Annotated in this window: 23 protein-coding genes; 6 read left to right on the top strand and 17 right to left on the bottom strand. The window is 68.0% G+C overall.

The features are described 5' to 3' along the window. Positions 1–18: 18 nt before the first annotated feature. Positions 19–900 carry a helix-turn-helix transcriptional regulator gene (locus tag J5J86_RS22185; RefSeq protein WP_209102212.1) on the bottom strand — a complete coding sequence of 294 codons (882 nt, stop codon included), beginning with the start codon at positions 898–900 and terminating at the stop codon, positions 19–21. A gap of 78 nt (positions 901–978) precedes the next feature. On the opposite strand from J5J86_RS22185, the gene J5J86_RS22180 reads away from it, so the two are divergent. Beyond that, complete coding sequence (locus tag J5J86_RS22180) at positions 979–1,875, top strand: SDR family oxidoreductase (protein ID WP_209102210.1); 897 nt, start codon at positions 979–981, stop codon at positions 1,873–1,875. A gap of 220 nt (positions 1,876–2,095) precedes the next feature. Here the strand turns inward: J5J86_RS22180 and J5J86_RS22175 are convergent, their stop codons facing one another. The 4 genes from J5J86_RS22175 to J5J86_RS22160 form a co-directional block, all read right to left on the bottom strand. Further along, entirely contained in the window at positions 2,096–3,421 is a 1,326-nt protein-coding gene (locus tag J5J86_RS22175; protein WP_209102209.1) for a putative bifunctional diguanylate cyclase/phosphodiesterase, read from the bottom strand. Positions 3,422–3,565: 144 nt separating this feature from the next. Next, positions 3,566–5,380, bottom strand: a complete 1,815-nt coding sequence (locus tag J5J86_RS22170) for an amidohydrolase (RefSeq protein ID WP_209102207.1) — start codon at positions 5,378–5,380, stop codon at positions 3,566–3,568. Positions 5,381–5,488: 108 nt separating this feature from the next. Continuing rightward, on the bottom strand, positions 5,489–5,710 hold the full coding sequence (locus tag J5J86_RS22165) for a hypothetical protein (RefSeq protein ID WP_247657764.1): 222 nt from the start codon (positions 5,708–5,710) through the stop codon (positions 5,489–5,491). A gap of 210 nt (positions 5,711–5,920) precedes the next feature. Next, complete coding sequence (locus J5J86_RS22160; protein WP_209102205.1) at positions 5,921–7,255, bottom strand: protease; 1,335 nt, start codon at positions 7,253–7,255, stop codon at positions 5,921–5,923. Between the two features lie 326 nt (positions 7,256–7,581). Here J5J86_RS22160 and J5J86_RS22155 point away from each other — a divergent pair, with 326 nt between their 5' ends. Both J5J86_RS22155 and J5J86_RS22150 read left to right on the top strand, forming a co-directional pair. Next, positions 7,582–8,427 carry a MipA/OmpV family protein gene (locus J5J86_RS22155; RefSeq protein WP_209102204.1) on the top strand — a complete coding sequence of 282 codons (846 nt, stop codon included), beginning with the start codon at positions 7,582–7,584 and terminating at the stop codon, positions 8,425–8,427. 178 nt (positions 8,428–8,605) lie between these two features. Beyond that, entirely contained in the window at positions 8,606–9,298 is a 693-nt protein-coding gene (locus tag J5J86_RS22150; RefSeq protein WP_209102202.1) for a YoaK family protein, read from the top strand. Between the two features lie 40 nt (positions 9,299–9,338). On the opposite strand, the gene J5J86_RS22145 is transcribed toward J5J86_RS22150, so the two are convergent. The 5 genes from J5J86_RS22145 to tcuA all read right to left on the bottom strand — a co-directional run bounded on the left by J5J86_RS22145 (position 9,339) and on the right by tcuA (position 14,348). Next, on the bottom strand, positions 9,339–10,055 hold the full coding sequence (locus J5J86_RS22145; RefSeq protein WP_209102200.1) for an MgtC/SapB family protein: 717 nt from the start codon (positions 10,053–10,055) through the stop codon (positions 9,339–9,341). A 246-nt stretch (positions 10,056–10,301) separates the two neighbouring features. Continuing rightward, positions 10,302–10,883, bottom strand: a complete 582-nt coding sequence (locus J5J86_RS22140) for a hypothetical protein (protein ID WP_209102198.1) — start codon at positions 10,881–10,883, stop codon at positions 10,302–10,304. Next, the gene (locus J5J86_RS22135) at positions 10,880–11,566 is read right to left on the bottom strand and encodes a hypothetical protein (protein ID WP_209102196.1); all 687 of its coding nucleotides are present in this window, start codon (positions 11,564–11,566) and stop codon (positions 10,880–10,882) included. Before J5J86_RS22135 ends, J5J86_RS22140 begins: the two co-directional genes overlap by 4 nt. Before the next feature lie 223 nt (positions 11,567–11,789). After that, complete coding sequence (tcuB, locus tag J5J86_RS22130; protein WP_209102194.1) at positions 11,790–12,902, bottom strand: tricarballylate utilization 4Fe-4S protein TcuB; 1,113 nt, start codon at positions 12,900–12,902, stop codon at positions 11,790–11,792. Between the two features lie 33 nt (positions 12,903–12,935). Further along, positions 12,936–14,348, bottom strand: a complete 1,413-nt coding sequence (tcuA, locus tag J5J86_RS22125; RefSeq protein ID WP_209102192.1) for an FAD-dependent tricarballylate dehydrogenase TcuA — start codon at positions 14,346–14,348, stop codon at positions 12,936–12,938. 248 nt (positions 14,349–14,596) lie between these two features. Between tcuA and J5J86_RS22120 the strand changes: the two genes are divergently transcribed. Further along, the gene (locus tag J5J86_RS22120; protein ID WP_209102190.1) at positions 14,597–15,565 is read left to right on the top strand and encodes a tripartite tricarboxylate transporter substrate binding protein; all 969 of its coding nucleotides are present in this window, start codon (positions 14,597–14,599) and stop codon (positions 15,563–15,565) included. Positions 15,566–15,624: 59 nt separating this feature from the next. Here J5J86_RS22120 and J5J86_RS22115 read toward each other — a convergent pair whose 3' ends face one another. The 6 genes from J5J86_RS22115 to J5J86_RS22090 form a co-directional block, all read right to left on the bottom strand. Then, positions 15,625–16,347, bottom strand: a complete 723-nt coding sequence (locus tag J5J86_RS22115) for an IclR family transcriptional regulator (RefSeq protein WP_209102188.1) — start codon at positions 16,345–16,347, stop codon at positions 15,625–15,627. A gap of 229 nt (positions 16,348–16,576) precedes the next feature. Further along, positions 16,577–17,461, bottom strand: coding sequence for an NAD(P)-dependent oxidoreductase (locus J5J86_RS22110; protein ID WP_209102186.1), 885 nt, complete (start codon positions 17,459–17,461; stop codon positions 16,577–16,579). Then, complete coding sequence (locus J5J86_RS22105) at positions 17,458–18,936, bottom strand: aldehyde dehydrogenase (RefSeq protein ID WP_209102185.1); 1,479 nt, start codon at positions 18,934–18,936, stop codon at positions 17,458–17,460. Before J5J86_RS22105 ends, J5J86_RS22110 begins: the two co-directional genes overlap by 4 nt. A gap of 53 nt (positions 18,937–18,989) precedes the next feature. After that, positions 18,990–20,204: an ABC transporter substrate-binding protein gene (locus tag J5J86_RS22100; RefSeq protein WP_209102183.1), complete on the bottom strand. Its 1,215-nt coding sequence runs from the start codon at positions 20,202–20,204 to the stop codon at positions 18,990–18,992. A gap of 15 nt (positions 20,205–20,219) precedes the next feature. Next, positions 20,220–21,080, bottom strand: coding sequence for an alpha/beta fold hydrolase (locus tag J5J86_RS22095; RefSeq protein WP_209102180.1), 861 nt, complete (start codon positions 21,078–21,080; stop codon positions 20,220–20,222). Then, complete coding sequence (locus tag J5J86_RS22090; RefSeq protein WP_247657762.1) at positions 21,077–21,520, bottom strand: hypothetical protein; 444 nt, start codon at positions 21,518–21,520, stop codon at positions 21,077–21,079. Before J5J86_RS22090 ends, J5J86_RS22095 begins: the two co-directional genes overlap by 4 nt. Before the next feature lie 107 nt (positions 21,521–21,627). On the opposite strand from J5J86_RS22090, the gene J5J86_RS22085 reads away from it, so the two are divergent. Both J5J86_RS22085 and J5J86_RS22080 read left to right on the top strand, forming a co-directional pair. Next, positions 21,628–22,422, top strand: coding sequence for an N-acyl homoserine lactonase family protein (locus J5J86_RS22085; protein WP_209102178.1), 795 nt, complete (start codon positions 21,628–21,630; stop codon positions 22,420–22,422). Between the two features lie 268 nt (positions 22,423–22,690). After that, positions 22,691–23,569, top strand: coding sequence for a dienelactone hydrolase family protein (locus J5J86_RS22080; protein WP_209102176.1), 879 nt, complete (start codon positions 22,691–22,693; stop codon positions 23,567–23,569). 6 nt (positions 23,570–23,575) lie between these two features. On the opposite strand, the gene J5J86_RS22075 is transcribed toward J5J86_RS22080, so the two are convergent. After that, positions 23,576–24,958: a sigma-54-dependent transcriptional regulator gene (locus J5J86_RS22075; protein ID WP_209102174.1), complete on the bottom strand. Its 1,383-nt coding sequence runs from the start codon at positions 24,956–24,958 to the stop codon at positions 23,576–23,578.

Raw genomic sequence — 24,958 nt, 5'->3', positions numbered from 1 at the left:
CTCAATGGAGACTGTGAATCACATCCAGAACGACATTAATAGGTCCTGAGCGTAGAGCGCGGCGTCTTCCTCCGCGCACAGCCGGCGCACCTTGGCAAGGTCGGCCGCCCCGGCGGGATTGTAGATGACCAGCTTGAGGTCCGGCCGGCCATCGACCGCGAAGCAGGAGAATTCGAGGCTGATCTCGCCCGCTACGGCGTGGCGGATGGTCTTGGCGCCCTCTCCGGTCGCGCGCACATCGGTCTCGCTCCACATGCGGGCGAAGTCCGCGCTGCTGGCATTGAGGTCGGATACCAGGGCCTCGGCGCGCGCCGTGTCCCCGACGCGCGCGGTTTCGGCCCGGAAGGTGGCCACCAGGAACCGCGCCACCGCCTCCCAGTCGCCCTGCGCCGCGCGGGTGGGGGGATCGAGGAACATGCGCCTCAGGATGTTGCGCTCGTCGGGGGGCAGGGTCTCGTAATCGGTGAGCACTCGGCGCGCCGCGTGGTTCCAGGCGATGATGTCCCAAGTGGAAGTGGCCACCGTCGCCGGAATCAGCGGCATGGCATCCAGAAACCGTTGGAGACGCTGGGAAATCCCCTCGTTCGGGACGGCATGGGCCTTGGGCGGGCGGCCGATGGCCACCAGGAACAGATGCTCCCGCTCCGCTTCCGTCATCAGCAGCGCCTCGGCGAGGCGATCGAGGACGGCGGGGGAGGGGGCGCCGCCGCGCCCCTGTTCGAGCCACGTGTACCAGGTTGTCGAAATGTGCGCCCGCTGCGCCACCTCCTCCCGCCGCAAGCCCGGCGTCCGGCGGCGCCCGCTGAGGCCGAGAGCGGCGGGATCGAGCCGCTGCCGACGCTCCCGCAGAAAGCGCGCGAGGCGCCCCTCGGCGCCGGCCCCCTCCAGCCTGTCAGTCATTATACCCCTATAAGGTCACATCTTTAACTGGATAAATCCTGGCCCATAGTGCGCCCCGGCACAAGACGGAGAGCGACCATGAAGGTGTTTGTCACGGGGGCCACGGGCTTTGTCGGCGTGGCGGTGGTCGAGGAATTGCTGGCCCAGGGGCATGAGGTGCTGGGGCTCGCCCGGTCGGCGGCGAGCGCGGCGCGGCTGCGGGCCATGGGGGCGGAGCCCCTGGCAGGGGACCTGGAGGCCCACGCGGTGTTGCGCAGCGGAGCCGCCGTGGCCGATGCGGTGATCCATACGGGCTTCATCCACGACTTCGCCCGCTTCGCGCAATCCTGTGCCATCGATCGCGCGGCGATCCTGGCGCTGGGGGAGGGGGCGTCGGGAAAGCCCTTCGTGGTGACCAGCGGGCTTGCCGCTCTGGACGCGGCGGGACGGCGCGCCGTTGAGACCGACCGGGCGCTTCCGCCCTCGGAGCGCTATCCCCGCGCCTCCGAATGGGCGGCGGAGACGTTGAGCGCGCGGGGCATTTCCACCAGCGTCATGCGCCTGCCCCCCTCCGTGCACGGTCCGGGGGATCATGGCTTCGTCCCCATGCTGATCGAGATGGCCCGGCGCAGCGGCGTCTCGGGCTATGGGGGGCAGGGCGCCAATGTCTGGCCGGCGGTGCATGTGCGCGATGCCGCCCGCGCCTATCGCCTGACGGTGGAGCGGGGGCCGGCAAGCGTGACCTGCCACGCGGTGGCCGAGGAGGGTGTCCCGTTCCGGGAGATCGCGAAGGCCATCGCCGAGGGGCTGGGCCTGCCCTGCGTCTCGCTTTCGCCGGGGGAGGCGCGGCGCCATTTCGGCTGGTTCGAAGGCTTCGCCGCCCTCGACCAGTCCGCCTCCAGCGCCGCCACCCGCGCTCGTCTCGGCTGGCAGCCGGACGGCCCCGGCCTGCTCAGCGACATCGCGCATGCGGGCTATTTCCGCGCGCAGGACTGAGCCGAGGGGCAGTGCGGCCAGGACCGGTCCGGGGGGAAAGCGTGGGCGACGCGGCTCCCCGGTCCCACGCGCCACAGCGGCGTGCGCCCCATGCTGTCCCTCCGCAACGCCCGTGGGCAATGGGAGGAGGTCGCCCTCGACCGAACACCCGCGCCTGCCAATGTCCCGCGGGAGCGGGGGATGCGCGCTGTGGCCTAGGGCTCTGTCGGGGCCGCCAGGGTCAAGCGCGCGGCGTGTCGGCGAGGAGCGCTGCCTCGAAAGCGCCGACCTCCATGGGGCGGCCGAACAGATAGCCCTGGAAGCCCCGGCATCCCAGTTCCACGAGCTTGCGGAACTGTTCCTCGGTCTCCACCCCCTCGGCCACCAGCGCGAGGCTCAGGCGCGCGCTGAGGGTGGTGACCGCCTCGACGATGTGCGTGTCGGGCGTGTCGGAGCCCATCGTGGCGACGAAGGACTGGTCGATCTTGATCTGGCCGAAGGGCAGGCGGCTGAGGCCCTGCAAGGTGGAATAGCCCGAGCCCAGATCGTCTAGCGACCAGACGATGCCGATCTCGCGCAGCGCCTGCATCTTGGCGGCGGTGGCGGCGATGTCGTCGGTGGACATGCTTTCCGTCAGCTCCAGCCGAAGCTTCGAGGGGGCGACGCCGCTGCGCTGGATGACGCCGATGGCCGTCTCCACGAAGTCCGGCTGGAGGAACTGGGACGCGCTGATGTTCACCGCGAGGGTGAGATGGGCGGTCTCGGGCCGCGCGTGCCACCGGGCGAGCTGGGCGCAGGCGGCGCGCAGCACCCAGTCGCCGATGGGCACGATCAGGCCGGTTTCCTCCGCAAGCGCGATGAACGCGTCCGGTCCCACCTCGCCCCGCGTGGGATGGCGCCAGCGCAACAGCGCCTCGGCGCCGAGCACGCGACGCTCCAGATCCACCTGCGGCTGGAAGTGAAGGGTGAAATCGGCGCGGGCGATGGCGCTGCGCAGTTCCTTTTCCCGCGCATGGCGCTCGGTCAAATCCGCATGCATCAGCACCACCGTGACCACGAGCGCCAGCAGGGCGCACACCGTGTTCAGCCAGGCCGCCGTCCATTCGGCGAAAGGGGGGATCAGCCAAGCGGGGTCGGTAAACTTCAGCGGCGTCAACGCGAAGACGAGGAAGGCCACCAGATAGACCGCCGGAAGCACGAGCCGCAGATAGATGTCGTGCTGCCGGAAGGCGAAATAGCCGCCCGCCGCCATGGGCAGGAAGAAGAGGTGGGTGGAGCGGGGAATGTCGGGGGACGGGTTGTCGAACAGGCACAGCAGCGCGAGCAGGAGGGGTGAGACATGGGCGGTGAGGATGGTCGCCGTGCGCAGCCGCCCGCGTGCCACGAGACTGAAGAGCGTGACCCCGGCAATGCCCAGCGCCAGATCGGTGACGGCCAGGAGGGGACGATGCATCGACAGGGCCCAGGCGAACCAGCTCAGCCCGAGGAGCGTCATCGCGCCCCCCTGCAGCATGACCATGGCCTGCACGCGCCGCGCATGGCCTTCGTCCCAGGTCGGATAAGTCATCGGTCGCTCAGGTCACCCCACAGGCCGGGCGCTTCGGCCCGCCGGGCGCCAGTCAAACCGATTAGGGTCTCCGGTACAACCCGACCGCAGGCCCCAAAGCCGGCACAGGCGGCGGAAGGCGGGAACGTTCCACCGCCCGGTCGGTCACGCCTGGTGGCGGACCTTCCCGTTCATGAGGGTCAGTTCCACCTTGGCCTTGTGGATGTCGTGGGGATCACCCTTCAGGATGTCGCGGTCGAGGACGATGAGGTCCGCCAGCTTGCCCACCGCGATGGAGCCGATCTTGTCGTCGAGGCGCAGCTGATAGGCCGCCCCCAGGGTGTTGGCGTGGATCGCCTCTTCCACGGTGAGGCGCTCGTCGGTGGGCACGAGGACCGGGGCATCGGGCTGGCCCACCAATTGGCGGGTCACGCCCACCTCGATGGAATCCAGCGGCTTGTAGGTGGAGAAATAGCCCGCCGCCGGCCAGTCGGTGCCGAAGGAGACGCGCCCGCCTTCCTTCAGCACGGTCTTGGTGCGGTACATGTTGGTGGCGCGCTTTTCGCCCAGGCGCTCGCGCATGTTCTTGAGCGTATCGGGATCAGCCGAGGACCAGTTGGCGGAGAATTGCGCGGTGACGTTGAGCTTGCCGAAGCGGGCATTGTCCGCGTCTTCCACATAGACGAGATGGGCGATGGCGTGGCGGCGGTCGCGCGGCGGGTTGGTGGCGATGGCCTTCTCAAAGGCGTCGAGGGCCACCTGCGCGGTCCGCTCGCCGCAGGCATGGACATGGACGTCATAGCCGGCCCCATCCACCGCGCCGATGAGCTGGTGCCACTGCTCCACGGTGAAGGGCGAGCCGCCCGTGCTGTCCGGCTTGTCCGCATAGGGCGCGTTGAGCCAGGCCGTATAGCCGCCCTGCGAGCCGTCGCCGATGACCTTGACCACGTTCACCTGCACCAGCTCGGTTGAAACCCGGCTGCGCACGTCTTTCAGCACCGCCACCGCAGTGTCGATGGGCGGGCCCTTCACCGAGCAGGAGGCGACGACGCGGAAGGGCAGCACGCCGCGCTTTTCCGACTCCGCATAAAGGGCGATGAGCGCCCCCTCATCGCCGCCCACGGGCGGCACGCCGGCATCGAACACGGTGGTGATGCCCGCCGCCGCCGCCTTGGGCAGCCAGCCCTCCAGGAGCTCGGCCATGGCCGCGCCCGAGATCGGCTCGATGGCGTTGACGAGGCTCAGCACCGCGTTCACCTCCAGCACATAGCCGGTGGGATCGCCCTTCTGGTCGCGCACGAAATAGCTGAAGCGCGGGATCGGGTCGGGCGTGTCGCGATTGACGCCGGCCATCTCCAGCGCCTTGGAATTGGCCCACAGGCTGTGCCCGTCAATGGCGAAGAAGAAGCCCGGGCGATCGGGCAGGACGGCATCGAGATCGGCCCGGGTGGGGCCTTCGGGCGGGAACATGTCCACCCGCCAGCCAAAGCCCCGGATGGGGCCGGTGGGGTGTTCCTTGGCATAGGTGGCGATGGCGTCGAGGGCGTCCTTCTTGGTGGCAAGCTGGAGGTCGACGCCCGAGGTCAAGAAGGCGCCGAGGAAGGGGTGGGTGTGGCCCTCCACGAAGCCGGGCAGGAGCAGGCGGCCGTTCAGGTCGATCACCTGCGTTTTCGGGCCGGCGAGCTTCAGCGCCCCGGCCTTGTCGCCCACATGGACGATGGTCTTGCCGGTCACTGCCACCGCCTCGACCCCGGTGGGGCCGGCGACCGTGTGGATGGGGCCGTTATGGAAGACGAAGTCGGCCGGGCCGGACGCCTCCTGCGCCAGCACTTCGCTCGCCCGGAACAGGGAGCCGGCGGCGGCCGCCGCTCCCATGGCGGCGCCGGCGCGCAGCACGCTGCGGCGGCTCGGGCCGGATGCCTTTGCCACGGCAAGGCCGAAGCGCTCGAAATGGGGTGCCCAGTCACACGCGACACACATCCGCCCGTCCCCCTCTGGATCACCGCGCCGACGAAGCCGGCGGGCCGTCTCATGTCTTTGGATCGTCGATCGCCCCAAGGGGCGCGATGGGGAGCGCCAGCGGGGCGCTCACCAGCCCCGGCACAGATTGAGCCAGTGGCGATGCGCGCGCGGGATGCGGCCGGCATCGCAATCAGTGCGCGCCTGGCCGTTCAGCGCCATGAAGCAGGACTTTCCCTCGCGCAGGTGCTGGCACCAGCCCCGGTCATTGGAATCGTTGAAGGCCATGAAGCAGGACTTGCCTTCCACATAGGCCTCGCAGAAGCCGCGGTCGGGCCCATCGAAGGCCATGAAGCAGGAGCGCTTGCCCGTGCAGACATCCGGCTGTGGCTGCGCGAAAGAATGCGTAACAAAAGCGGGAAGGAAAAGACTTAAGGCGACCGGAAGGATGAAAAGCTGGCGCATCCTGGAAGCTCTCGTCGCGGATATATTGTTTCACCACCAGAAGTAGCGGTATTTTTATACGCGTCCGATGTCGGATTCGCTCGCGTCGACAATTCTTTACTTGTTTTCGGGTGCGTGTCCAGCGTCCGCCTGCGCCCGCGCGGCGGCGCGCAAGGTGCGCAGGCTGCGCCGTCCGCCGCCCATCTGGAGGATGCCGGAGACGGCGCGCGCATAGTCGAGCACCATGCCCGGGGTCCAGGCCATCCAGGCGGCACGCCGGTGCATGAGGCCGGCCACCCACAATTCCGGCAGGCTCAGCAGGCGGATGATGAAGAGGGGCGAGCGGATCTCTTCCGCGTACCGCCCCTCAATGGCGGCATCCAGCGCGCGGGCCACGGCGCTCGAACAGTTGCGGTAGGTCAGGTTATAGGTGCTGTCGGTGCTGTAGTCCGCCCAGAAGCGCCGCACCGCCGCGCCATTGATGCCGACAAGGCGCACTTGCATGGTGGAGGGGCACCATTCCGCGCTTTCCTTTTCATAGCTCGGCTTGAACTCGCCAGGCACGTCATTCTCGCGGGTGGCGCGCAGCACGCGGGCGAACTGGTCTGGGGAACGCTCGATCTCCACCGCCGGATAATGGCTGATATAAAGGTCCGGCGGCAGCTGGAGCGCCGCATGGCCGGTGGAGGCCGCCCCCGTCTCATCCTGCGCCACCACATAGCGCTGAACTCCCCGGGCGAGAGGGGCAAGGCCCCCCGTGGGCGTCCATACGTGCACGGTGAGCGTGTCGTCGAAGCGCTGGGGCGCCGCCAGTTCCGGCACGTCCACATGCGGATGGGTCTGCCCGGCGCGGTCGGCGCGGGTCTGGGCCAGGATGTCGGCCAGCAGCACGCCCTGCGGCAGGCGCCGCACCCGCAGCCCGAAGGCGGTGACGCCCACGGCCGCGACGATGATGAGCTGGGCCACGTCCGAGCCCACCTCGCCCCGCCAATGGGTGGGCCAGGGCACGTAGGACCACAGGCCCATCAGGAATTCCAGGCCCGCCAGCACCAGCGCGCTGCGCCAGGCGGGGAACCGCACCACATAGGCGCTGCCCGCGCGCCAGATGGCGTCGGCGATCAGCAGGGTGCCCACGAGGAAGGCAATGACGATGTCGGAATGCCAGGGCGCGTCCACCAGCAGGAGGATGATGATAACGCACACCGCGCTCTTGATGAAGCGCATGGTCCGATGCATCCGCGAGCGGCTCATGACGCCGGCACCGAACGACACGGCGGCCATGATGACCAGCGGGATGGCGAAATAGTCGGCGGGGATGCGCACCTCGTTGAAGAGCGCATCAATCAGCAGCAGCACGCCCACCACAAGCCACAGCAGGCCGATGGTCGCCACCACCCACCATTTGCGACGCAAGGTCGGGCCGCCGATCAAGAGAAGGAAAAGCTCGAACACCGCATCCCCCGATCCGGACGGCACCAACCGCCGCTGCTGCCGGCGGGGGGCGACCACAAGATGAACACGGCGGGTAGCACGGAAAGAATGGCCTGAACAGGTTCTCGAATGGCCAAGGTCAAGATTAGAATGAAATATGAGACGTCGTTCTTCTTGGAATCCAGGCGGTCATAACTGATCGTCGCTGCCTCTCGCATGCACAGGTAAGGGGGATAGGAATGCTTAACTTTATTCCCTCCAAAATGCGCGACGGGGTGTTGCATATTTGCCACCACGCGCGCATTTAACGTGTCTAAAGTGTGGCACGTCTATCAGGATTCCCCTCCATGTTCTTCGCTTCCCTTGGTGCCCGCGCGCTTGGTTCAGTGGTGGCCCTCGGCCTTCTCGCTTCAGGCGCCATGGCGGCAGATGTGAAGACCATCTTCGACCAGCCGGCCCAGAAGGAGAACTGGTACATCATCATCGGCGGCGCCGGCATCGTGGAGCCCGATTATGCGGGCAGCTCCAGCTACCGCATCGTGCCCAGCTTCCTGTTCAGCATGAGCAAGGAAAGCGAGCTCTACGACTTCCATTCCATTGATGACAGCCCCTCCATCGCCTTGCTGGACATTGGCCGGTTCGCGGTCGGCGCTGCCGCCAATCTGGACTGGGGCCGGGATGCGGATGATTCCGACCGGCTGCGCGGCATGGGCGATGTCAGCACCACCGTGCAGGTGGGCGGGTTTGCGGAATGGTTCCCGGCTGAATGGCTGCGCCTGCGCGGTGAACTGCTTTATGCGGCCGGCGGCTATTCCGGCATCGTCGGCTCCATGAAGGCCGACTTCATCTACAATGCCCCGGGCGGCTGGGGATTTGCGGTGGGTCCGCGCCTTTATTATGCCGGCACCGGCTATATGGACGCCTATTTCGGCGTGACGCCCTACCAGTCCTTCGTCACCACGGCGCTGCTCAACCCCACCCGGCCCTATTCTCCCTCGGCCGGCTTCAACCAGTGGGGCGTGACGGCGCAGATGACCAAGCAACTGGGCAACGGTTTCACCGCCGGCATGTACGGCACCTACCTGAATCTGCTGGGCTCCGCCGCCGATTCGCCCCTGACCCAGAACACCAACCAGTTCGAGGCCGGCGTCTCGCTGACCTACAGCTTCAACGTCGGCAAGGGCTTCTGGTGAGATTGCACGACGCGTGAAGCCTTGGATGCGGCGTGCCCGACGGTGCGGTGAGCGGGGGGCGGACAGGTAAACCGGTGAACGATGCCGGGGGCGCGGCGAAGCCGACAAAGTTAGGCAAGCGTGGGCTGCGCGGCTCGGCTATTCAACGGGGAGCCGGATTCCCGTTGGAGGCACCCCCTTGAGATATCTCCTGCCGAGCCTTCTGTGCTTCAATGCGGGCTTTGTGGATGCGGCGGGCTTCGTCACGCTGCACGGCCTGTTCACCGCCCATGTGACCGGCAACATCGTCACCTTCGCCGCCGCCATCGCCAATGGCGAAATGCCTGCATTGGCGAAAATCATCGCGGTGCCCGTCTTCTGCCTGGTGGTGGTGTGCGCCCGCCTCGTCAGCCATGCGAGCCTCGCCCGTGGCCATGACGATTTCCGCATCCTGATGGGGGCAAAGCTCATCCTGCTCGCCCATGCGGCGGTGGTGGCCATCCATGTGGGCGTCCTGCCCGATCCCGACGCTCCGGCGGCGGTGATGATGGGCATGACGCTGGTGGGGGCCATGGCCCTGCAGAATGCCCTGCATCGGACCCACCTCACCGATGCCCCGCCCTCCACCGTGATGACCGGCACCATGACGCAGGTGCTGCTCGACGTGGCCCATGTCTGGCGTCCGCCGCCGGGCGGCGACCTTGCCCCCGTGCGGGCGCGGCTGAAGCGGCAGGGGCTGTTCTTCGTCAGCTTCTGCGGCGGCTGCGCAGCGGCGGCGCTCGCCTATCTGGCGGTGGGCATCTGGTGCTTCCTGGTGCCGCCGCTGGTGGCGCTGGCGGAGATCCTCAGCCTTCCCGCCAAGCCGGCGGACGCCAAGCCCGCGCGGGGATAAGGCCCCCGCGAGGACAAGGCCCCCGCAAGGATAAGGCGGCTCACTCGCCGCCAGCGCTGCGGAACCAATGGGCGGAAGACACCGCCTCCATCGTGCGCAGGCGGCCCATGAGCGTGTCCAGTTCGGCCTTGCTGGCGGTGGAGGAGACCAGCTGCGCGGTCAGCTCCACCATGTCGTTGGGCCGTTCCACCACCTCGATGTCGGCCACGGGGAAGGAGGCCTCTTCCAGAACTCTGGCCACATGCGCCTGGAGATCCACCGCCGCCGCCGATGAACCGAGGATGATCACCTCGTAGCAGGCCTCCGTCTCCTCGCTCTGGGGCCGGCGCTCCAGCCAGCGCACCAGGGGGCGCAGCAAGGTGTTGCCGGCCAGCACGAACAAGGTGAGCGCCACCGCCTGGGCCACCAGGTCCGCCCCCGCGCAGGCGCCCACCGCCGCCGAGCACCACAAGGTGGCGGCGGTGTTGAGGCCGCTTACATTGGCGCCGTCCTTCATGATGACGCCGGCGCCCAGGAAGCCGATGCCCGACACCACATAGGCGATCACGCGCACCGCCCCCGACGCGCCGTCCAGCTGCATGGACATGTCCACGAACTGGCAGGCGCCGATGGCCACCAGCACATTGGTGCGCAGCCCCGCCATGCGCTGGCGATATTGCCGCTCGGCCCCGATGAGGGTGCCCATGGCGAAGGCGACCGTCAGGCTGAACAGGGTGCTGACGAACTCGTCGGGGTGGAAGGAGGTGATGAACGGCATGTGGCTCCCCATGGCTCCGTGCCAGGATCGCCCTCAGCCGGGGCGCGCCCCATCGCTGCCTGGGCGCAGCTTATGATGAGGGGCGCACTAACCTTGGGAGTGTGACAGGGGGATGACATTCGATGCGGGCCTGCGGTGGGGCAGCCGTGCAAACGCGGCGCCATTGGGGCGCCTGGGAAGGCGTCACGTCACGCCAAGGGGGGACAGGACGGAGGAGGGGGCGGAGGATGGCCGCCGCCGATGCTGTCAGTCGGCCACAAAGGCCCATTTTCCATCTTGCGCCTTCAGCCGATAGACCGTCCCGCCGGTGAGGGTTTGGGCTGGGATGCTGTTATCGGATGTTCCCACCAGCGCGGTCCCGCCAATCAGGACGGTGACGGTCTCGATCTCTCCTGGCGCGAGCTTCACGATTTGGTCGCTGGCTCCGAGCTTGACTGAGAACGTGAGCGTTTGGTCGCTTCCATTGATGACGCCGATCTTGCCGGGGCCGACTTTGAGGGGGACGGGCGCGCAGGCGATCAGCGTGGGGGCCCAAGGCCGTGTGCTTTTCTTTTCGTCAACGAATTTATCGAACTGGCCAGGGCGGATCTGCGGTATGGCTCCTTCCGTCCCGAGAGGACCGTATGCACCCGGCATGCAGGTCGGGCAGGCTAGCGCGCCCCCATATTTCCTCGTTACGTCTTGGATAGAGGCAGCAGGGGCCTGCAAAAGGTACTGCAGCGCCCAAGGCGCCGTGCTCTGCGACGCAGAGGTCTGAGCGGCGGCGGGTGCAGCGAGGCCGAGCGCCGCCATGGCGATGAGAGCGATGAGGTGCGGGTGCGGGCTCATTGGGCTTTCTCCCCTGCCTGGTCAGCGCCCTTGCCATCCTGACCCTCGCCGGTGGTCTGATGTCTCTCCTCGGTCGCGCCTTCGTTCTTAGCGTCCGCACCGGTTTTGTCCTGCTGCTTGCCGGTGGCTTTCATGTCCGACGCGGCTATGTGGGCGCCGTCCTGCGCTGCGACCTTCGCCTCGCTCTCCCCCGCTTGCTTGCCGAAGATGTAGCCGAGGATGGTGCCCAACAGGCCGAAGGCAGGGGCGACCTGGGCTTCGGTGTAGCCCATGACCATCAGGAAGATGGTGGTGCCGATGGCGGTGATGACGATGAAGTAGCGGGAGAAGTTTCCCGTCGCACGGCCAAAAAGGTGCATCAGGCAAAAGAAGACGATGAACACCGTGACGATGGCGACGCCCATCATGGTGTTCCAATAGAAGTAATCCATGCGCAGCTTGGTGGCGGCGAACTCCGCCTCCTGGCCCCGGCGCCATTCCTGAAGCTTGGCCAGATCCACCTTGGCGGGATCAAGGCCGCCTTGTTCGGTCGCCCGTGGCGGCGGGGGATTACCGGCCGCTTCCTTGGGAAAGGTGGGGGCTGGTTGCTGCGGCGTCCCGGTCGCAGCCTGGTCCTGCGCCCGCGCAAGCGCCTCGGGCAGAAGCACAGCCAGGATCAAGGCCAGGATCAAGGCCGGGATCAAGGCCGGGATCAAGGTTAGGCCGGCGAGGCGGCGAAAAGGGACGAGACTACCGTTCGGCATGATGCGTGAGCCATCGGCGGATGAGGCACATATCGCGGCCGCCGACAGCCCCCGCCCTGACTGCGTCGACCCAACGGGATGCAATCATGGGTTGTTTAAAATATCGACGCAATCAAATTATGCGGGCGGGCCGCTGAAGTCCGCTCGGTCCGCCCGGGCTCCCTCAATGCCCCGCCAGTTCCCTGTGCCGCTCCTTGGCGTAGCGGACCAGGGCGGCGTAGCGGTAGAGGCCGTGGACGAACTTGCCGTAGGGCATGGTGAGGAAGAAGCCGAACACGAAGCCCAGGTGAATGGCCAGCAGCGTGCCCATGGCCGGGGTGGCGCGGGCCACCAGCAGGAGGAGGCCGGTCAGCGCGGTGAGGAAGAGCATGGCGAGGAACGCCGCGTCCATGCCCTTGCGGGTCTCGTCCATCATCATGGGGTCGCGGGCTTTCTTGGCCAGGAACAGGCCGGCCGGGCCGATCACCAGCCCGATGCCGCCGAGCGTGCCCAGCACCACCGGCAGGTCCCACCAGGGATAGGGGGAGTGGCGGTCGAGGAGATAGGCATAGAGGGTGGCGACCGAGGTGGCGGCAAAGCAGAGCGCGAAGCCGTAGAAGGTCAGATGGTGATAGATGCGCCGGTTGTCGGTGGGCTTCTCGTCCGCATTCATGCAGCCGACCCCGCCGCCATCCAGATAGCGCAGCCGCCCGGCATCCTTCATGGCCTGCCACAAGGAGGGCGCGTCGGTGGGCAGGGGATTGCGCGCCTCCATGTCCCGCCAGAAGGCGCGCAGGCCCATGAACAGAGCGAGGATCGCATAGAGGAAGGCGGCGCCGAACAGGCCCACCATGGCGCCATGGGGCATGAGGCGGAAGAAGGCGCCCTGGCCCACCTGAGTTCCGAACATCACGGCCGGGTCGTTCAGCGCCATGAAGCCGAACAGGAAGCCCGCCACCGACAGCGCCGCGAACAGCGCCACCGAAAGCCCGTTGCGCCGGAACAGGCCCGCCAGCGGGCGCGGCCAGGCATAAGTGGCATAGGTGTCGTTGCGCACCTCGGCGAGCGTGCGGGGCACGTTGACGTTGAATTCGTGGGGCGGCGAGAACTGGCAGTCATAATAGCAGGCGCCGCACGAATGGCAGAGATTGGCGAGATAATTCAGGTCGCCGGCGGCAAAGGAGCGGCGCATTTCCATGGCCGGGAAGACGGCGCACAATCCTTCGCAATAGCGGCAGGAATTGCAGACCGTCATGAGGCGCTCGGCCTCCTGGAGCGCGGTGCTGTGCGCGGTCATGTCAGGTCATTCCTCGGAAAACGGGCTTAAGGGTCAGGCGCGGGCTGCGGCGGCGGCGGCTGATGTGCCGGCGCAGCGGCCGAAGACGGAGCCGATGGTCATGCCGATGCCGGCCGCATAGCCCCGGCCGAGCACGTTGCCGGCCATGATCTCGCCGGCGGCGAACATGTTCTTGGCCTTGGTGCCATCGGCCATTTGCATGCGGGCTTCCTCGTTCACCCGCACCCCCAGATAGGTGAAGGTGATGCCCGGCCGCACCGGATAGGCATAGAAGGGCGCGGTATCGACGGGCCGGGCCCAATGGGTCTTGGGCGGGGTGAGGCCCTCCGTCCGGCAATCATCCAGCACCGTGTGGTCGAAGCTGCCGCCGGGCACGATGGCGCCGTTGAAGCCCTTCACGGTGGCGGCGAATTTGGCCGGGTCGAGATTCAGCTTGCCCGCCAATTCCTCCAGCGTCGGGGCGCTGATGGGGGGATAGAGGGAGGGCATGAAGGAGGTCAGCGACTTCGCGTCGAAGACGATATAGGCGATCTGGTCCGGCTGCTGGGCGACGAGGCGGCCCCAGATGGCATAGCGCTTGGGCCAGAAATCCTCGCCCTCGTCATAGAAGCGCTCGGCCTTGTTGTTGACGACGATGCCGAACACCACGCAGTCGAGCCGCGTGATGATGCCGCCGTCGAACTTGGGCGCGCGGGCGTCGATGGCCACCGCGTGGCATTGGGTGGGATCGCCCACTTCCTTCACGCCCTGGTCGAGCAGCATGCGCAGCATGGTGCCGCGATTGTTGGGCGTGCCGCGAATGAGGAAGTTTTCCGCCGGCGGGCCCCAATATTCCTTCAGCCATTCGATATTGGCCTCGAAGCCGCCGGCCGCCGCCACCAGGGCGCGGGCGGTGACCTCGGCTGTGCCGCCGGCATGGCGCACGCGGGCAGAGCGGAAGGTGCCGCCCTCCAGCGTCAGGCCCACCACCTCGCTGTCATAGGACACTTCCACGCCCAGCCGCTCGGCGGTGAGGTAGAGGGCGTTCAGCATGGCCCGGCCGCCGCCGAGGAAGAAGGAATTGGTGCGCCCCAGCGAGAGCGTGCCGCCGAGGGAGGGCTGGAAGCGCACCCCCTGCTCGGTGATCCAAGTGAGCATGTCCTTGGACCTGGCGATCATGAAGCGCGCCAGATCCTCGTCCGTGTGGCCCTGGGTGACGCGCAGGAGGTCGTCGAAGAACTCCTCCTCGCTATAGGGGCCGGTGAGGGTGTCGGTGGCGCTGTCATGGGCGCAGCGCATGTTGCGGGTGTGGCGGGTGTTGCCGCCGCGATAGAAGCGGGAGGCCGCCTCCAGCACCAGCACAGAAGCCCCTTGCCGGCGCGCCGCAATGGCTGCGCACAAGGCCGCATTGCCCCCGCCCACCACCAGCACATCCCAGTGCCGCCCCAAAGCCGAGCTCGCCGCCATGGGCATTTCCCCTCCCTGCATCCTTTTGCATACAAAAGTATGCGTATGTGGCCCCTCACACACCGTCTCGTCAAGCCTTGACGGGGGAGGGGCAGGCCCTATTATGAAATTAGAATAACTATTCTGTCTAGCAGAACATTTCTCGTCCTGCGCCTCCCAGAAGCGAGGCGATGGGCGGGCGCGAGGGGGGCAGGTGGCGCCCCTCGGCGCGGACCATTTCCAGTCAAGCAACACCGTTGGGAGGACATATGACCTTGAAGACCACGCTGGCCGCGCTCGCCGGCTGCCTTGCTCTGGCCGTGCCCGCCGTGGCGGCTGAGCCCTATCCCACCCGGCCCGTGACCATGGTCGTGCCCTATGCGGCGGGCGGCGCCACTGACGTGGTGGCCCGCGCCATTGCCGAGAAGCTCTCCACCGCCTGGAAGCAGCCGGTGGTGGTGGACAATCGGGCCGGTGCTGGCACCACCATCGCTGCCCGCGCGGTGGCCCAGGCGGCGGGGGATGGCTACACCCTGTTCATGACCACTTCGGCCCACACCATTTCGGGCCATCTCTATCCGGGCCTCACCTATGACCCTGTGAAGGACTTCGCGCCCATCACGCTGGTCACCAAGGTGCCCCTGGTGCTGGTGGTGAACCCGCAGGTGCCGGCCAAGACCTTGGCCGAATTCACCGCCTGGCTCGCCAAGGAAGGCGACAAGGTGAATTTCGCCTCGCCCGGCATCGGCACGGCGCAGCATCTGTCCGGCGAATTGTTCAAGATCGCCACCAAGAGCGGCATCACTCATGTGCCCTATAAGGGCGATTCGCCCGCGCTGACCGATCTCATGGGCGGGCAGGTGCAGATGATGCTGGCCACCGCCACGGCGGTCATTCCGCTGATCGAGACCGGCAAGCTGCGCGCCATCGCTGTGGCCAATGCCCGCCGGCTGCCGGCGCTGCCCGACGTGCCCACCTTCGATGAATCCGGCCTGAAGGGATTCGAGGCCGCCACCTGGTTCGGCCTCTTGGCGCCCGCCTCCATCAAGCCGGAGCTGGTGCAGGTCATCTATAAGGAGGTCTCGCGCATCGTCGCCGAGCCGGAGATGACCAAGCGCCTGGAGCAACTGGGCGGCGACGTGGTCAATTCGACGCCGGAGGCCTTCGCCGCCTTCATGGCGGATGAGACGGTCAAGTGGGGCGCCGCCGCCAAGGCCTCGGGCGCCACTCTGAAGTGAGGCGCCACAGCGCGACGTGAAACGGGGCCGGGCGGCGACGCCCGGTCCTTTTTTATGGCTCAGCTAAAGCGCGGCCAGGTGCCGCCCAGGCGCCGGGTCAGGTCGGCGGCCGCGGGCATGAGCAAGGCGCGCATGGCGGCGATCTCGTCCGTGCCGAAGCGCTCGCGCGGGCCGGACAGGGAGACGGCGCCGATGAGGCCCGCCGGCCCGAAGACGGGGGCGGCAAGGCCCGCGCAGGCGGGGTCCCGCTCGCCCAGCGAAAGCGCCCAGCCTTCCGCGCGCAGGGTATCGAAGCCCTCCCCGGCGGTGCCCTCGAAGGCCAGGATCACCCGGCCGGCGGCGCCCACCTTCAAGGGATAAGTCGCGCCCGCCGTCACCCGGTCGAGGGTGGGGTGGCGGGAATCCACGCGCAGCAGGCAGAGCCGGCGTTCCCCATCCTGGCGCATATGGAAGGAGGCGCTTTCCGTGCCCTTGTCCACCAGATCCTGGAGCACGGGCAGCACCTGGCCGCGCAGGGCATTCTTGCGCTCATGGGCAAGGCCGAGGCGGAAGGCGGTGGGGCCGAGATCATAGCGCCCGTCGCGCAGGCGCGTGGCATAGCCATTGTGCTCCAGCGAGGCCATGAGGCGCAAAATGGTGCTCTTATAGAGCCCGGTCACGCGGGAGAGGTCCGCAAGGCTCACCGGACCTTCGCCCTGTTCCAGCGCCGCGACGATGGCGAATGCCCGCTCCACCGCGGCGACGCCCCCATCGGGGGAGGTGAAGGTCTGCTTCTCGGCCACGCCCGTCTCCCTGAAGGCGGCTTCCGCCGCCGTCCTGCCATTCCCGTCAACCGGGGCTTACACCAAAAAAGAGGGCGATTCACCGCCTCGCGCGCCTGTGCGGCGCGGCGAGGGGGATCGCCCTCAGGATGTGGAACGCGCGCCGGGAGGAAGGCGGCGGGAGCGTCCCGCAATGGGGCCGCGCCGGCCGCCGGGTCAGGGCAGGCCGGCGGCCGGCGCGGCGGCGCCGTCAGCTTTCGCCGGCGGCGATGATGCGGCTGACCACGGGCCAATAGAGGTCGGCAAAGCCCGCCTCCTGGGTGCGGGCGAGCAGCCGGTCGGCCAGCTCCGCCCCCTCCAGCTTCAGGCCCACGGAGCCCGCCAGAGAGAGGGCATAGGAAATGTCCTTGCGGGCATAGGAGGTGGAGAAGGCGCGCTCGGGGAAGGTGTCGGGCACCACCGCCTTCATGCCGTGATTGCGCAAAGCGAAGCTGTCCGCCGAGCCCTTCATGAGGGTCTCGAACAGGAGCTTGCCGTCCACCCCGGCGCGCTTGGCGGTGGCGATGGCTTCCGACAGCGCCACCACCGTTTCCACCAGCACCATATTGTTGAGGATCTTGACGATCTGCCCCGCGCCCACCGGCCCGCAATGGGTGATGTCGCTGGCGAAGGTGGCGAGCAGCGGGCGGATGGCGGCGAACGTCTCCTCGTCCGCGCCCACCATGATGGAGAGCGTGCCCTCTTCCGCCGCCTGCCGGGTGCGGGCGATGGGGGCATCCGCATAGATGGCGCCCTTTTCCGCGAAGCGGGCGGCGATGTCGCGCGTCAGCTCCACCGGCGAGGTGCCGAGGTCGACGATCACCTGGCCCGGCCGGGCGCCGGCGAGCAGGCCGTTCTCGCCCAGCGTCACGGCTTCCACATGGGCGCCGCTCGGCAGCGCCATGAGGATGACGTCGCAGGAGGCGGCGAGCGCGGCAAGGCTCTCGGCGCGCGTCACCCCGAAGGCGGCGAGCCGCTCCAGGGGCGCGTCCGCCCGGTCAAAGCCGATGACGGGGCGCCCGCTCTTCTGTGCGAGGTTGCGGCACATGGGCTCGCCCATGACGCCGAGCCCGATGAAACCAACCGAACCCGTCATTGATTGAAGCCCTTCTCGTCGCCGCCCACCAGCGGCCCCATGTCCCAATAGATGCCCTTGGCCTGCTGGTAGAGGCGCACGCCGGAAATGCCCTTCTCGCGCCCGATGCCGCTTTCCTTGAAGCCGCCGAAGGGGGTGGCGATGGACAATTGCTTGTAGGTGTTGATCCACACCGTGCCCGCCTCGATGGCGCGGGCGACGCGGTAGGCGCGGCGATAATCCGCCGTCCAGATGCCGCAGGCGAGGCCATAGACGCTGTCATTGGCCTGGGCGACCACGTCCGCCTCGTCGTCGAAGGGCAACAGGACGAGCACCGGGCCGAAGATTTCCTGCTGGGCGGCGCTGGAGCGGTTGGTCAGGCCGCAAATGAGGGTCGGCCGGTAGAAGGCGCCGGCGGCAAGCGCGGCATCATCGGGGCGGGCGCCACCGGAGATGATCTCGCCGCCTTCCTTGCGGGCGGTCTCCACCATGCGCTCCACGCGGTCGCGGTGCGGGAAGGAGGCCAGCGGCCCCATCTTCACGCCGGCTTCCGTGGGCAGGCCCACCTTCAGCGCGTCGGTGGCGGCCTTCAGGCGTTCGGCGAAGGCATCGAAGACGGCGCGCTGCACGAACAGGCGCGAGCCGGCGACGCAGGACTGGCCCGACCCCTCGAAAATGCCGCCCATGACGCCGGCCACGGCCGCGTCGAGATCGGCATCGGCGAACACGATATTGGGCGACTTGCCGCCCAGTTCCAAGGCGGCGGGAATGAGCCGGTCGGCGCAGATGCGCCCGATGGCCCGGCCCGTCTCGGTGCCGCCGGTGAAGGAGACCATGCGCACGCCGGGATGGCGCACCAGGGACACGCCGGCTTCCCCGCCAAGGCCGGTCACCACATTGAGGATGCCGGCGGGCAGGCCCGCCTCGGCGGCGATACGCGCCACCAGAAGCGCGGCGGTGGGCGTCACCTCGGAGGGCTTGACGATGACCGCGTTTCCGGCGGCGAGCGCCGGGGCCACCTTCTGCGCCTCCATGGTGAGGGGCGAGTTCCAGGGCGTGATGGCGGCCACCACCCCCATGGGCTCATAGACCGCCATGGACAGATAGTCGCCGCGCGGCGGCGTCAGGTCGCCGCCCAGCGTCTCGCAGACCCCGGCGAAATAGCGGAAGGTGGCGATGGCGCTCGCCACCTGGGTCCGGCACTCGGCCATGACCTTGCCGTTCTCGCGCATCTGGATGGCGGCCAGTTCGTCGGCATTGGCGGCCATGCCGTCGGCGATGCGGGCGATGATGCGGGCGCGCTCATGGGGGCGCAGGTTGCGCCATTTCGCCGAATGCACCGCCGCCTGGGCGGCTTTGACGGCAGCGTCCACGTCGGCGGCGGAGGCGGCGGACACCTCGTAATTCACCGCGCCGGTGGCGGGATTGATGGAGGCGAAGGCCGGTCCCGTCCCCTGGACGGGCTGGCCTGCGACGAAGAAGGGCAGGGCGGTCATGAGGTCCTCACAAAAAGCCGGCCCGCGTTCGGGGGCGGGCCGGCTGGAAGGGATCAGCGCTTGACGAGCGGGCACTCGCTCTCGCTCAGCGGCCGGAACGACTCCGAGCCGGGGAAACGCTGGACGGTCTTGTAGAAGTCGTTCTCGTACTTGGACTCGGCCGGGGTCTTCACCTGCATCAGGTACATGTCGTGCAGGACACGGCCGTCGGGACGGATCACGACATCCTTGTTGTACATGTCGTTGACCTTCATCTCGTGCATCTTGGCGGCGACCTTCTCGCCATCCTTGGTGCCGAGGGCCTTCACGGCTTCGAGGTAATGCTTCACGCCGGAATAGACGCCCGCATGGATCATGCTCGGCACCTTGCCGCCGGTCTGCGCCATGAAGCGCTTGGTCCAGGCGCGGGTGTCGTCATTGAGGTCCCAGTAGAAGGAGGTGGTGACCTGCAGGCCCTGCGCCGCCTTCACGCCCAGCGCCTTCACATCGGTGATGAAGACCAGGAGGCCGGCGAGCTTCTGGCCGCCTTCCACGATGCCGAATTCGCCCGCCTGCTTGATCGCGGTCTGCACGTCGCGGCCGGAGGTGGCGAGGCCCACCACATTGGCCTTGGAGGCCTGAGCCTGGAGCAGGAAGGAGGAGAAGTCGTTGGTGCCGAGCGGATGGGCCGCCTGGCCCAGCACCTTGCCACCCGCCGCATCGATGAACTTCGTCGCGTCGCGCTGGAGCGCATGGCCGAAGGCATAGTCGGCCGTGATGAAGTACCAGCTCTTGCCGCCCGCCTTGGTGATGGCCTGGCTGGTGATCTTGGCCAGCGCATAGGTGTCGTAGGTGAAGTGGAAGGAAAAGGGCGTGCAGGCCTTGCCGGTGAAGTCGGAGGAGGCCGGGCCGTTGACGATGAAGATCTTCTTGCGCTCCTTGGCGGCTTCCAGGATGGCAAAGCCTGCGGAGGAGGCGGCGCCGTCCGCGATCAGGTCGACGCCTTCATTGTCGAACCATTTGCGGGCGGTGGCGGAGGCGATGTCGGCCTTGTTCTGGTGGTCGGCATTGACGATCTCAATGCGCATGCCATTGACCGAGTTGCCGAAATCCTCAGCCGCGAGGCGGGCCGCGGCGACCGAGCCCTGGCCGCCATTGTCGGCGAAGACGCCGGACTGGTCGTTCAGGATGCCGATGCGGATGACGTCGTCGGCTGCAGAGGCGAGGCTGGGTGCGGCCAGGGCCAGCGCGCCCGTGAGCGCGGCGGCGAGCCGGGTTGCGGTGTTCATCTTGGATCCTCCGGTTTATTGCTTGTCGTGAAGCGCCCGCACCTCTTCGAGGACGGGGGCGATATAGGCCCGGAACTGCTCCGGATTTTCGCTCATGGGGAAATGGCCGAGCCGGTCCATGACCGTGACCTTGGCGCCGGGAATGGAGGCGGCGGTGCGCAAAGTGTCCTGCGGCGCGCACGAATAGTCATATTCGCCGGTGAGCAGGAACAGCGGGCACACCGTCGTGTCGATGGCAGCGGTGCGGCCGCGCAAATCGCCGTCCACGCGATAGAAATAAAGGTCGCCCTTGAAGACGCCGGGGCCGCTCTGCTTGTAGTGCCACAGCGTCTCGCGGCGCCGGGCGGGGGGCACGTCCGGCGACATGAGGCCGGAGACCAGCGCCGCGCAGGCTTCCCCGCCATGCACGTCGGGCCGGTTGAGCCAGGTGGTGTCGTACCAGGGCTGCTGGAAGTCCGCCGCCTCCAGGCCGATGAGGGCGGAAAACTCAGCCGCATGGTCGATGGCCAAATTCAGGACGATGCGCCCGCCGATGGAGCAGCCCATCACCACCGGCCGTTCCAGCTCCAGCGCGCCGCAGAAGGCTCGGATGGCGGCCGTATAGGCGGCGGTGGTGAGGCGATATTCGCTGCCGTCCCAGTCTTCCGGCGGATTGGACTTGCCGTGGAAGGGCAGGTCGAAGGCCAGGACGCGGAAGTGGCGGGTGATCTCTTCATCGCACAAGAGGTGCCGCCACTGGCGGGCGTCCGAGCCGGCAGTGTGCAGGCAGACCAGGGGAATGCCGGCGCCGGCTTCCTCGAAATAGATCCGGTGGGGGCGGCCATCGATCTCGCAGTGGAGATAGCGGCCCACCATGGGCTCGAGGCGCGGGGTCATGGGTGCGCCTCCGAAGGGGACGCCGCAGCGCGGGGCAGGGCCAGCAGGTCCTTGAAATATTGCAGGTTGGCGATGAAGGGGTGGAGGTCCCCCTCCAGGCCCGCCGCGCCACTCTTGGTCAGCGCCAGCAGATCGTGTGAGCCGGCGCGGGGCAGCGGCTTCCAGAATTCCAGGAACGCCTCGGGGGTCGCCCGATAGGCAAAGCGCCAGCTCGCCATCAAACGCGGCCCGGCCTCCATGGCGGTGATGCGGCCGTCCACGATGCGGGTGTGGAAGGGCCGTGTGGGGGTGCCGAGAAGGCAATCCACGGTGAGGAAACGCCCGCGCTCCACGAGCTGCGGATGGCTCTCCAGCAAGGCGGGCAGCCGCGCGAGGCGTGCCGTCACGGCCTCCAAGGCCGTGTCCGGCTCCGGGACCTGCGGGTCCGGGTGATGGGGCAAGCGTCTCTCCCGTTGTTCTGTTAGACAGAATGAGTGTTCTTTTTTATGAGACGAACTATACACAGCCGAACCCCGCACGCAAGCGGGTCGGAAACGGGAGGACCGGGATGGAGTGGGAGGTCTATGCGCTGCGCTATGGCGAACAGGCGCGCACGGCAGGCATGAACATGATCGGGTCCACCGATCCCCATGATCTGCCCATGCCGCTGGACTTCTATGTCTGGCTGCTGCGCTCAGGGCCGCGGACCATCCTGGTGGATACCGGCTTTCGCGCCGTGGGCGCGCCCGAGCGGGGCCGGCGCATCCTGCGGCAGGTGGAGGACGGGCTGGCGGAGCTTCAATGCGATCCGGCCGGGGTGAGAGATGTGATCATCACCCATCTGCATTACGACCATGCGGGCAATCTCGACCTCTTCCCCGCCGCCACCTTCCATCTCCAGGAGCGCGAGATGGGGTTCGCCACCGGCCGCCACATGTGCGTCGGCGCCATCCGCCATGCCTATGACGTGGAGGACGTGGTGAAGATGGTGCGCGCGCTCTACCAGGACCGGGTGCGCTTCCATGCGGGCGAGGGCGAGGTGGCGCCGGGGGTGAGCGTGCACCATGTGGGCGGGCACACGGACGGCCTGCAAATGGTGCGCGTGGAGACCCAACGCGGCCCGGTGGTGCTGGCGAGCGATGCCAGCCATTTCTACGCCAATATGGAGCGGGGGCTCACCTTTCCCATCGTCTTCAACCTGGGCGAAATGGCCGCCGGCTGGGCCAAGGCCCACAAGCTGGCGGGCGCGAAAGACCGCGTCATTCCCGGTCATGATCCGCGCGTGCGCGCGCTCTATCCCGCCGTGCCGGGAACCGGCGGCGAGACGGTGGCGCTGCATCGGCCGCCAGTGGGGGAAGGGTGAGGGGGCGGCCTCTGCCGTCCTCAAGCGACACCGGCGGAACGGATCGGGAAAGCGACTTGCCCGCTGATTCGCGCCCCTTTTGGTCCCCTCCCGTTCCAGGGGCGGTGCAGCATCTGTCCCGATCCGGGACAAGCTGCCCTTGCGCGACATTGTGAGGCGCGCGGCGGCGGCCTAGAGTCGGATCCGACCAGAGGGGACGACATGCGATCCCCTCTGGTCGGTGAATCGCCCTCCAGGCTCGGGCGCAAAGGATGACCGGGAGCACCTCTTGCGACACGCCTTCATCCGCCTCGCGCTGGCCGGCCTCGCCATGCTCGGGCTTCTCGCCGCCGGGGCTGGCGCGCAGGCGCAGGAGAAAGTCAGCTTTCCCTCCCGCGATGGCACCACGCTGGACGGCTATCTCTTCCGCGCGAAAGCAGCGAACGGGCCCGGCCCGGCGGTGGTCTTCGCCCATGGCTGTGGTGGCCTGATCGGCAAGACCGGCATCAATGCCCGCGAGACCGACTGGGCGCAGCGCCTCACCGGGGCGGGCTACAACGTGCTCATGGTGGACAGCTTCACGCCGCGCGGCGTGAAAACCATGTGCGCGCCCGCCACCTTCCGGTCCGAGGTGTATCGCGCCCGACCGCAGGACATGTATGGCGCGCTCGCTTATTTGCAGGCGCAAGCCTTCGTGGACCCCGGCCGCATCGCGCTCATGGGCTGGTCGCAGGGCGGCGGAGCGGTGTTGAACACGCTGCGCGTCAACAGTGCCGCCCGCCCCGCCGGCCTTGCCCCGGCGCGAGACTTCCAGGCGGCGGTCGCCTTCTATCCCGGCTCATGCAGCGCCGACCGTCAGCGCGGCGGCTGGTCAACCCGCATCCCGCTTCTGGTGCTGACCGGGGAAAAGGACGTCTGGACCCCGCTTCAACCCTGCGAAGCGCTGCTGACGGAGGCGGCGAGCGCGGGCAGTCCGGTGACGCTGCGCATCTATTCCGGCGCCTATCACGATTTCGACTGGCCGGGCCTTGCCTATCGCGAACGCCCGGAATTCCGCACCAAGGAAGGCGTCGTGCCGATCGTCGCCACCGATCCCGCCGCCCGCGCCGATGCGCTCGCCCGCGTGCCGACCTTTCTCAGCCGGCATCTCGAACCAGGCGCCCAATGAGCGCTCTCACTCCCGCCCGCCACGAAAGGCGTTCTGGTCGATGCCGTGGCGGTGGAGCTTGTCGTAGAAGGTCTTGCGGGGGATGCCGAGGGCTTTGACGGTGGCCTGCACGTCGCCCTGATGGGCGGCGAGCGCGGCGCGGATCTGCTCGGCCTCATAGGCCTCCACCCGCTGGGGCAGGGGCGGGGCGCCGGTGTCGGGCTCCGGTGGGGCGGGGGCGTCCACCAGGCCGAGGGCGACGCGCTCCACATAGTGGAGAAGCTCGCGCACATTGCCTGGCCAGTCATGGGTTTCCAGCCGGTCGAGCACCGCGCGCCCCACCACGGGCGGGGGACGGCGGAAGCGCTTGGCGGCGGCGGCGAGGAAATGGGAGAAGAGCAGCGGCACGTCCGAGCGGCGCTCCCGCAAGGGGGGAATGCGCACGGTCGCCACATGCAGGCGGTAATAGAGATCCTCCCGGAACCGCCCGGCCTTCACCAGCTCCAACAGGTTGATCTTGGCGGCGGCGACCACGCGGATGTCCACCCGCCGGCCCTCATTGGCGCCGAGCGGGATCACCTCGCGGGCCTCCAGCACCCGCAGCATCTTCACCTGGAGGGCCGGGGACATGGCCTCGATCTCGTCCAGGAACAGCGTGCCGCCATGAGCGAACACGATCCGCCCCACGCGCTTCTTGAGCGCGCCGGTAAAAGCGCCGGCCTCGTGGCCGAAGAGTTCGCTCTCGATCATGGTCTCGGGCAGCGCGCCGCAATTGACCGCCACGAAGGGCCGCGCCGCCCGGGGACCCAGGCGATGGAGGAGATTGGCCACCACCTCCTTGCCCGAGCCCGTCTCGCCTTCCACCAGCACGTCCACGTCCGCATCGGCGAGCTGGCGGATGGTCTGGCGCAGGCGCTCCATGGCGGGGTCGGCGCCGAGCAGCGGCAAGTCCTCCTCGGCCAATTCGGCCGCATGCTGGGCGGCGAGCTGGGCGGCGCGGCGCAGCTCGCGATTTTCCAGCACCAGCCGGCGCTTCTCCAGTGCATGGCGGATGGAGCCGAGCAGCCGCTCGCCGGAATAGGGCTTGGCGAGGAAGTCATAGGCCCCCTCCCGCATGGCCTCCACCGCCATGGCGATGTCGCCATGCCCGGTGATGAGAATGACGGGCAGGTCCGCATCGCGCCGTTTCAGCCGCCGGAACAGTTCGAGCCCGTCCATGCCGGGCATGCGCACGTCGGTGACCACCACGCCGGGAAAGCCGGCGTCGATGGCGTCCAGCGCCGCCTCCGCGCTGGCGAAGGGCAGGGCGGCAAGGCCCGCCAGCATGAGCGACTGGATATTGGCGGCGCGCAGGCTGTCGTCATCGTCGATGAAGGCCACGTCCGGCGGCCGGTCGGCGACATGCGCCAT

The organism is Aquabacter sp. L1I39 (assembly GCF_017742835.1).
Lineage (GTDB): Bacteria > Pseudomonadota > Alphaproteobacteria > Rhizobiales > Xanthobacteraceae > L1I39.
This window is presented reverse-complemented; position numbering and strand designations above follow the sequence as displayed.

Coding starts and splice junctions, on each gene's coding strand:
- J5J86_RS22185 (WP_209102212.1), bottom strand. CDS start 900: ATGACTGACAGGCTGGAGGGGGCCGGCGCCGAGGGGCGCCTCGCGCGC.
- J5J86_RS22180 (WP_209102210.1), top strand. CDS start 979: ATGAAGGTGTTTGTCACGGGGGCCACGGGCTTTGTCGGCGTGGCGGTG.
- J5J86_RS22175 (WP_209102209.1), bottom strand. CDS start 3,421: ATGACTTATCCGACCTGGGACGAAGGCCATGCGCGGCGCGTGCAGGCC.
- J5J86_RS22170 (WP_209102207.1), bottom strand. CDS start 5,380: ATGTGTGTCGCGTGTGACTGGGCACCCCATTTCGAGCGCTTCGGCCTT.
- J5J86_RS22165 (WP_247657764.1), bottom strand. CDS start 5,710: ATGGCCTTCGATGGGCCCGACCGCGGCTTCTGCGAGGCCTATGTGGAA.
- J5J86_RS22155 (WP_209102204.1), top strand. CDS start 7,582: ATGTTCTTCGCTTCCCTTGGTGCCCGCGCGCTTGGTTCAGTGGTGGCC.
- J5J86_RS22145 (WP_209102200.1), bottom strand. CDS start 10,055: ATGCCGTTCATCACCTCCTTCCACCCCGACGAGTTCGTCAGCACCCTG.
- J5J86_RS22140 (WP_209102198.1), bottom strand. CDS start 10,883: ATGAGCCCGCACCCGCACCTCATCGCTCTCATCGCCATGGCGGCGCTC.
- tcuB (WP_209102194.1), bottom strand. CDS start 12,902: ATGACCGCGCACAGCACCGCGCTCCAGGAGGCCGAGCGCCTCATGACG.
- tcuA (WP_209102192.1), bottom strand. CDS start 14,348: ATGGCGGCGAGCTCGGCTTTGGGGCGGCACTGGGATGTGCTGGTGGTG.
- J5J86_RS22120 (WP_209102190.1), top strand. CDS start 14,597: ATGACCTTGAAGACCACGCTGGCCGCGCTCGCCGGCTGCCTTGCTCTG.
- J5J86_RS22110 (WP_209102186.1), bottom strand. CDS start 17,461: ATGACGGGTTCGGTTGGTTTCATCGGGCTCGGCGTCATGGGCGAGCCC.
- J5J86_RS22105 (WP_209102185.1), bottom strand. CDS start 18,936: ATGACCGCCCTGCCCTTCTTCGTCGCAGGCCAGCCCGTCCAGGGGACG.
- J5J86_RS22100 (WP_209102183.1), bottom strand. CDS start 20,204: ATGAACACCGCAACCCGGCTCGCCGCCGCGCTCACGGGCGCGCTGGCC.
- J5J86_RS22095 (WP_209102180.1), bottom strand. CDS start 21,080: ATGACCCCGCGCCTCGAGCCCATGGTGGGCCGCTATCTCCACTGCGAG.
- J5J86_RS22085 (WP_209102178.1), top strand. CDS start 21,628: ATGGAGTGGGAGGTCTATGCGCTGCGCTATGGCGAACAGGCGCGCACG.
- J5J86_RS22075 (WP_209102174.1), bottom strand. CDS start 24,958: ATGGCGCATGTCGCCGACCGGCCGCCGGACGTGGCCTTCATCGACGAT.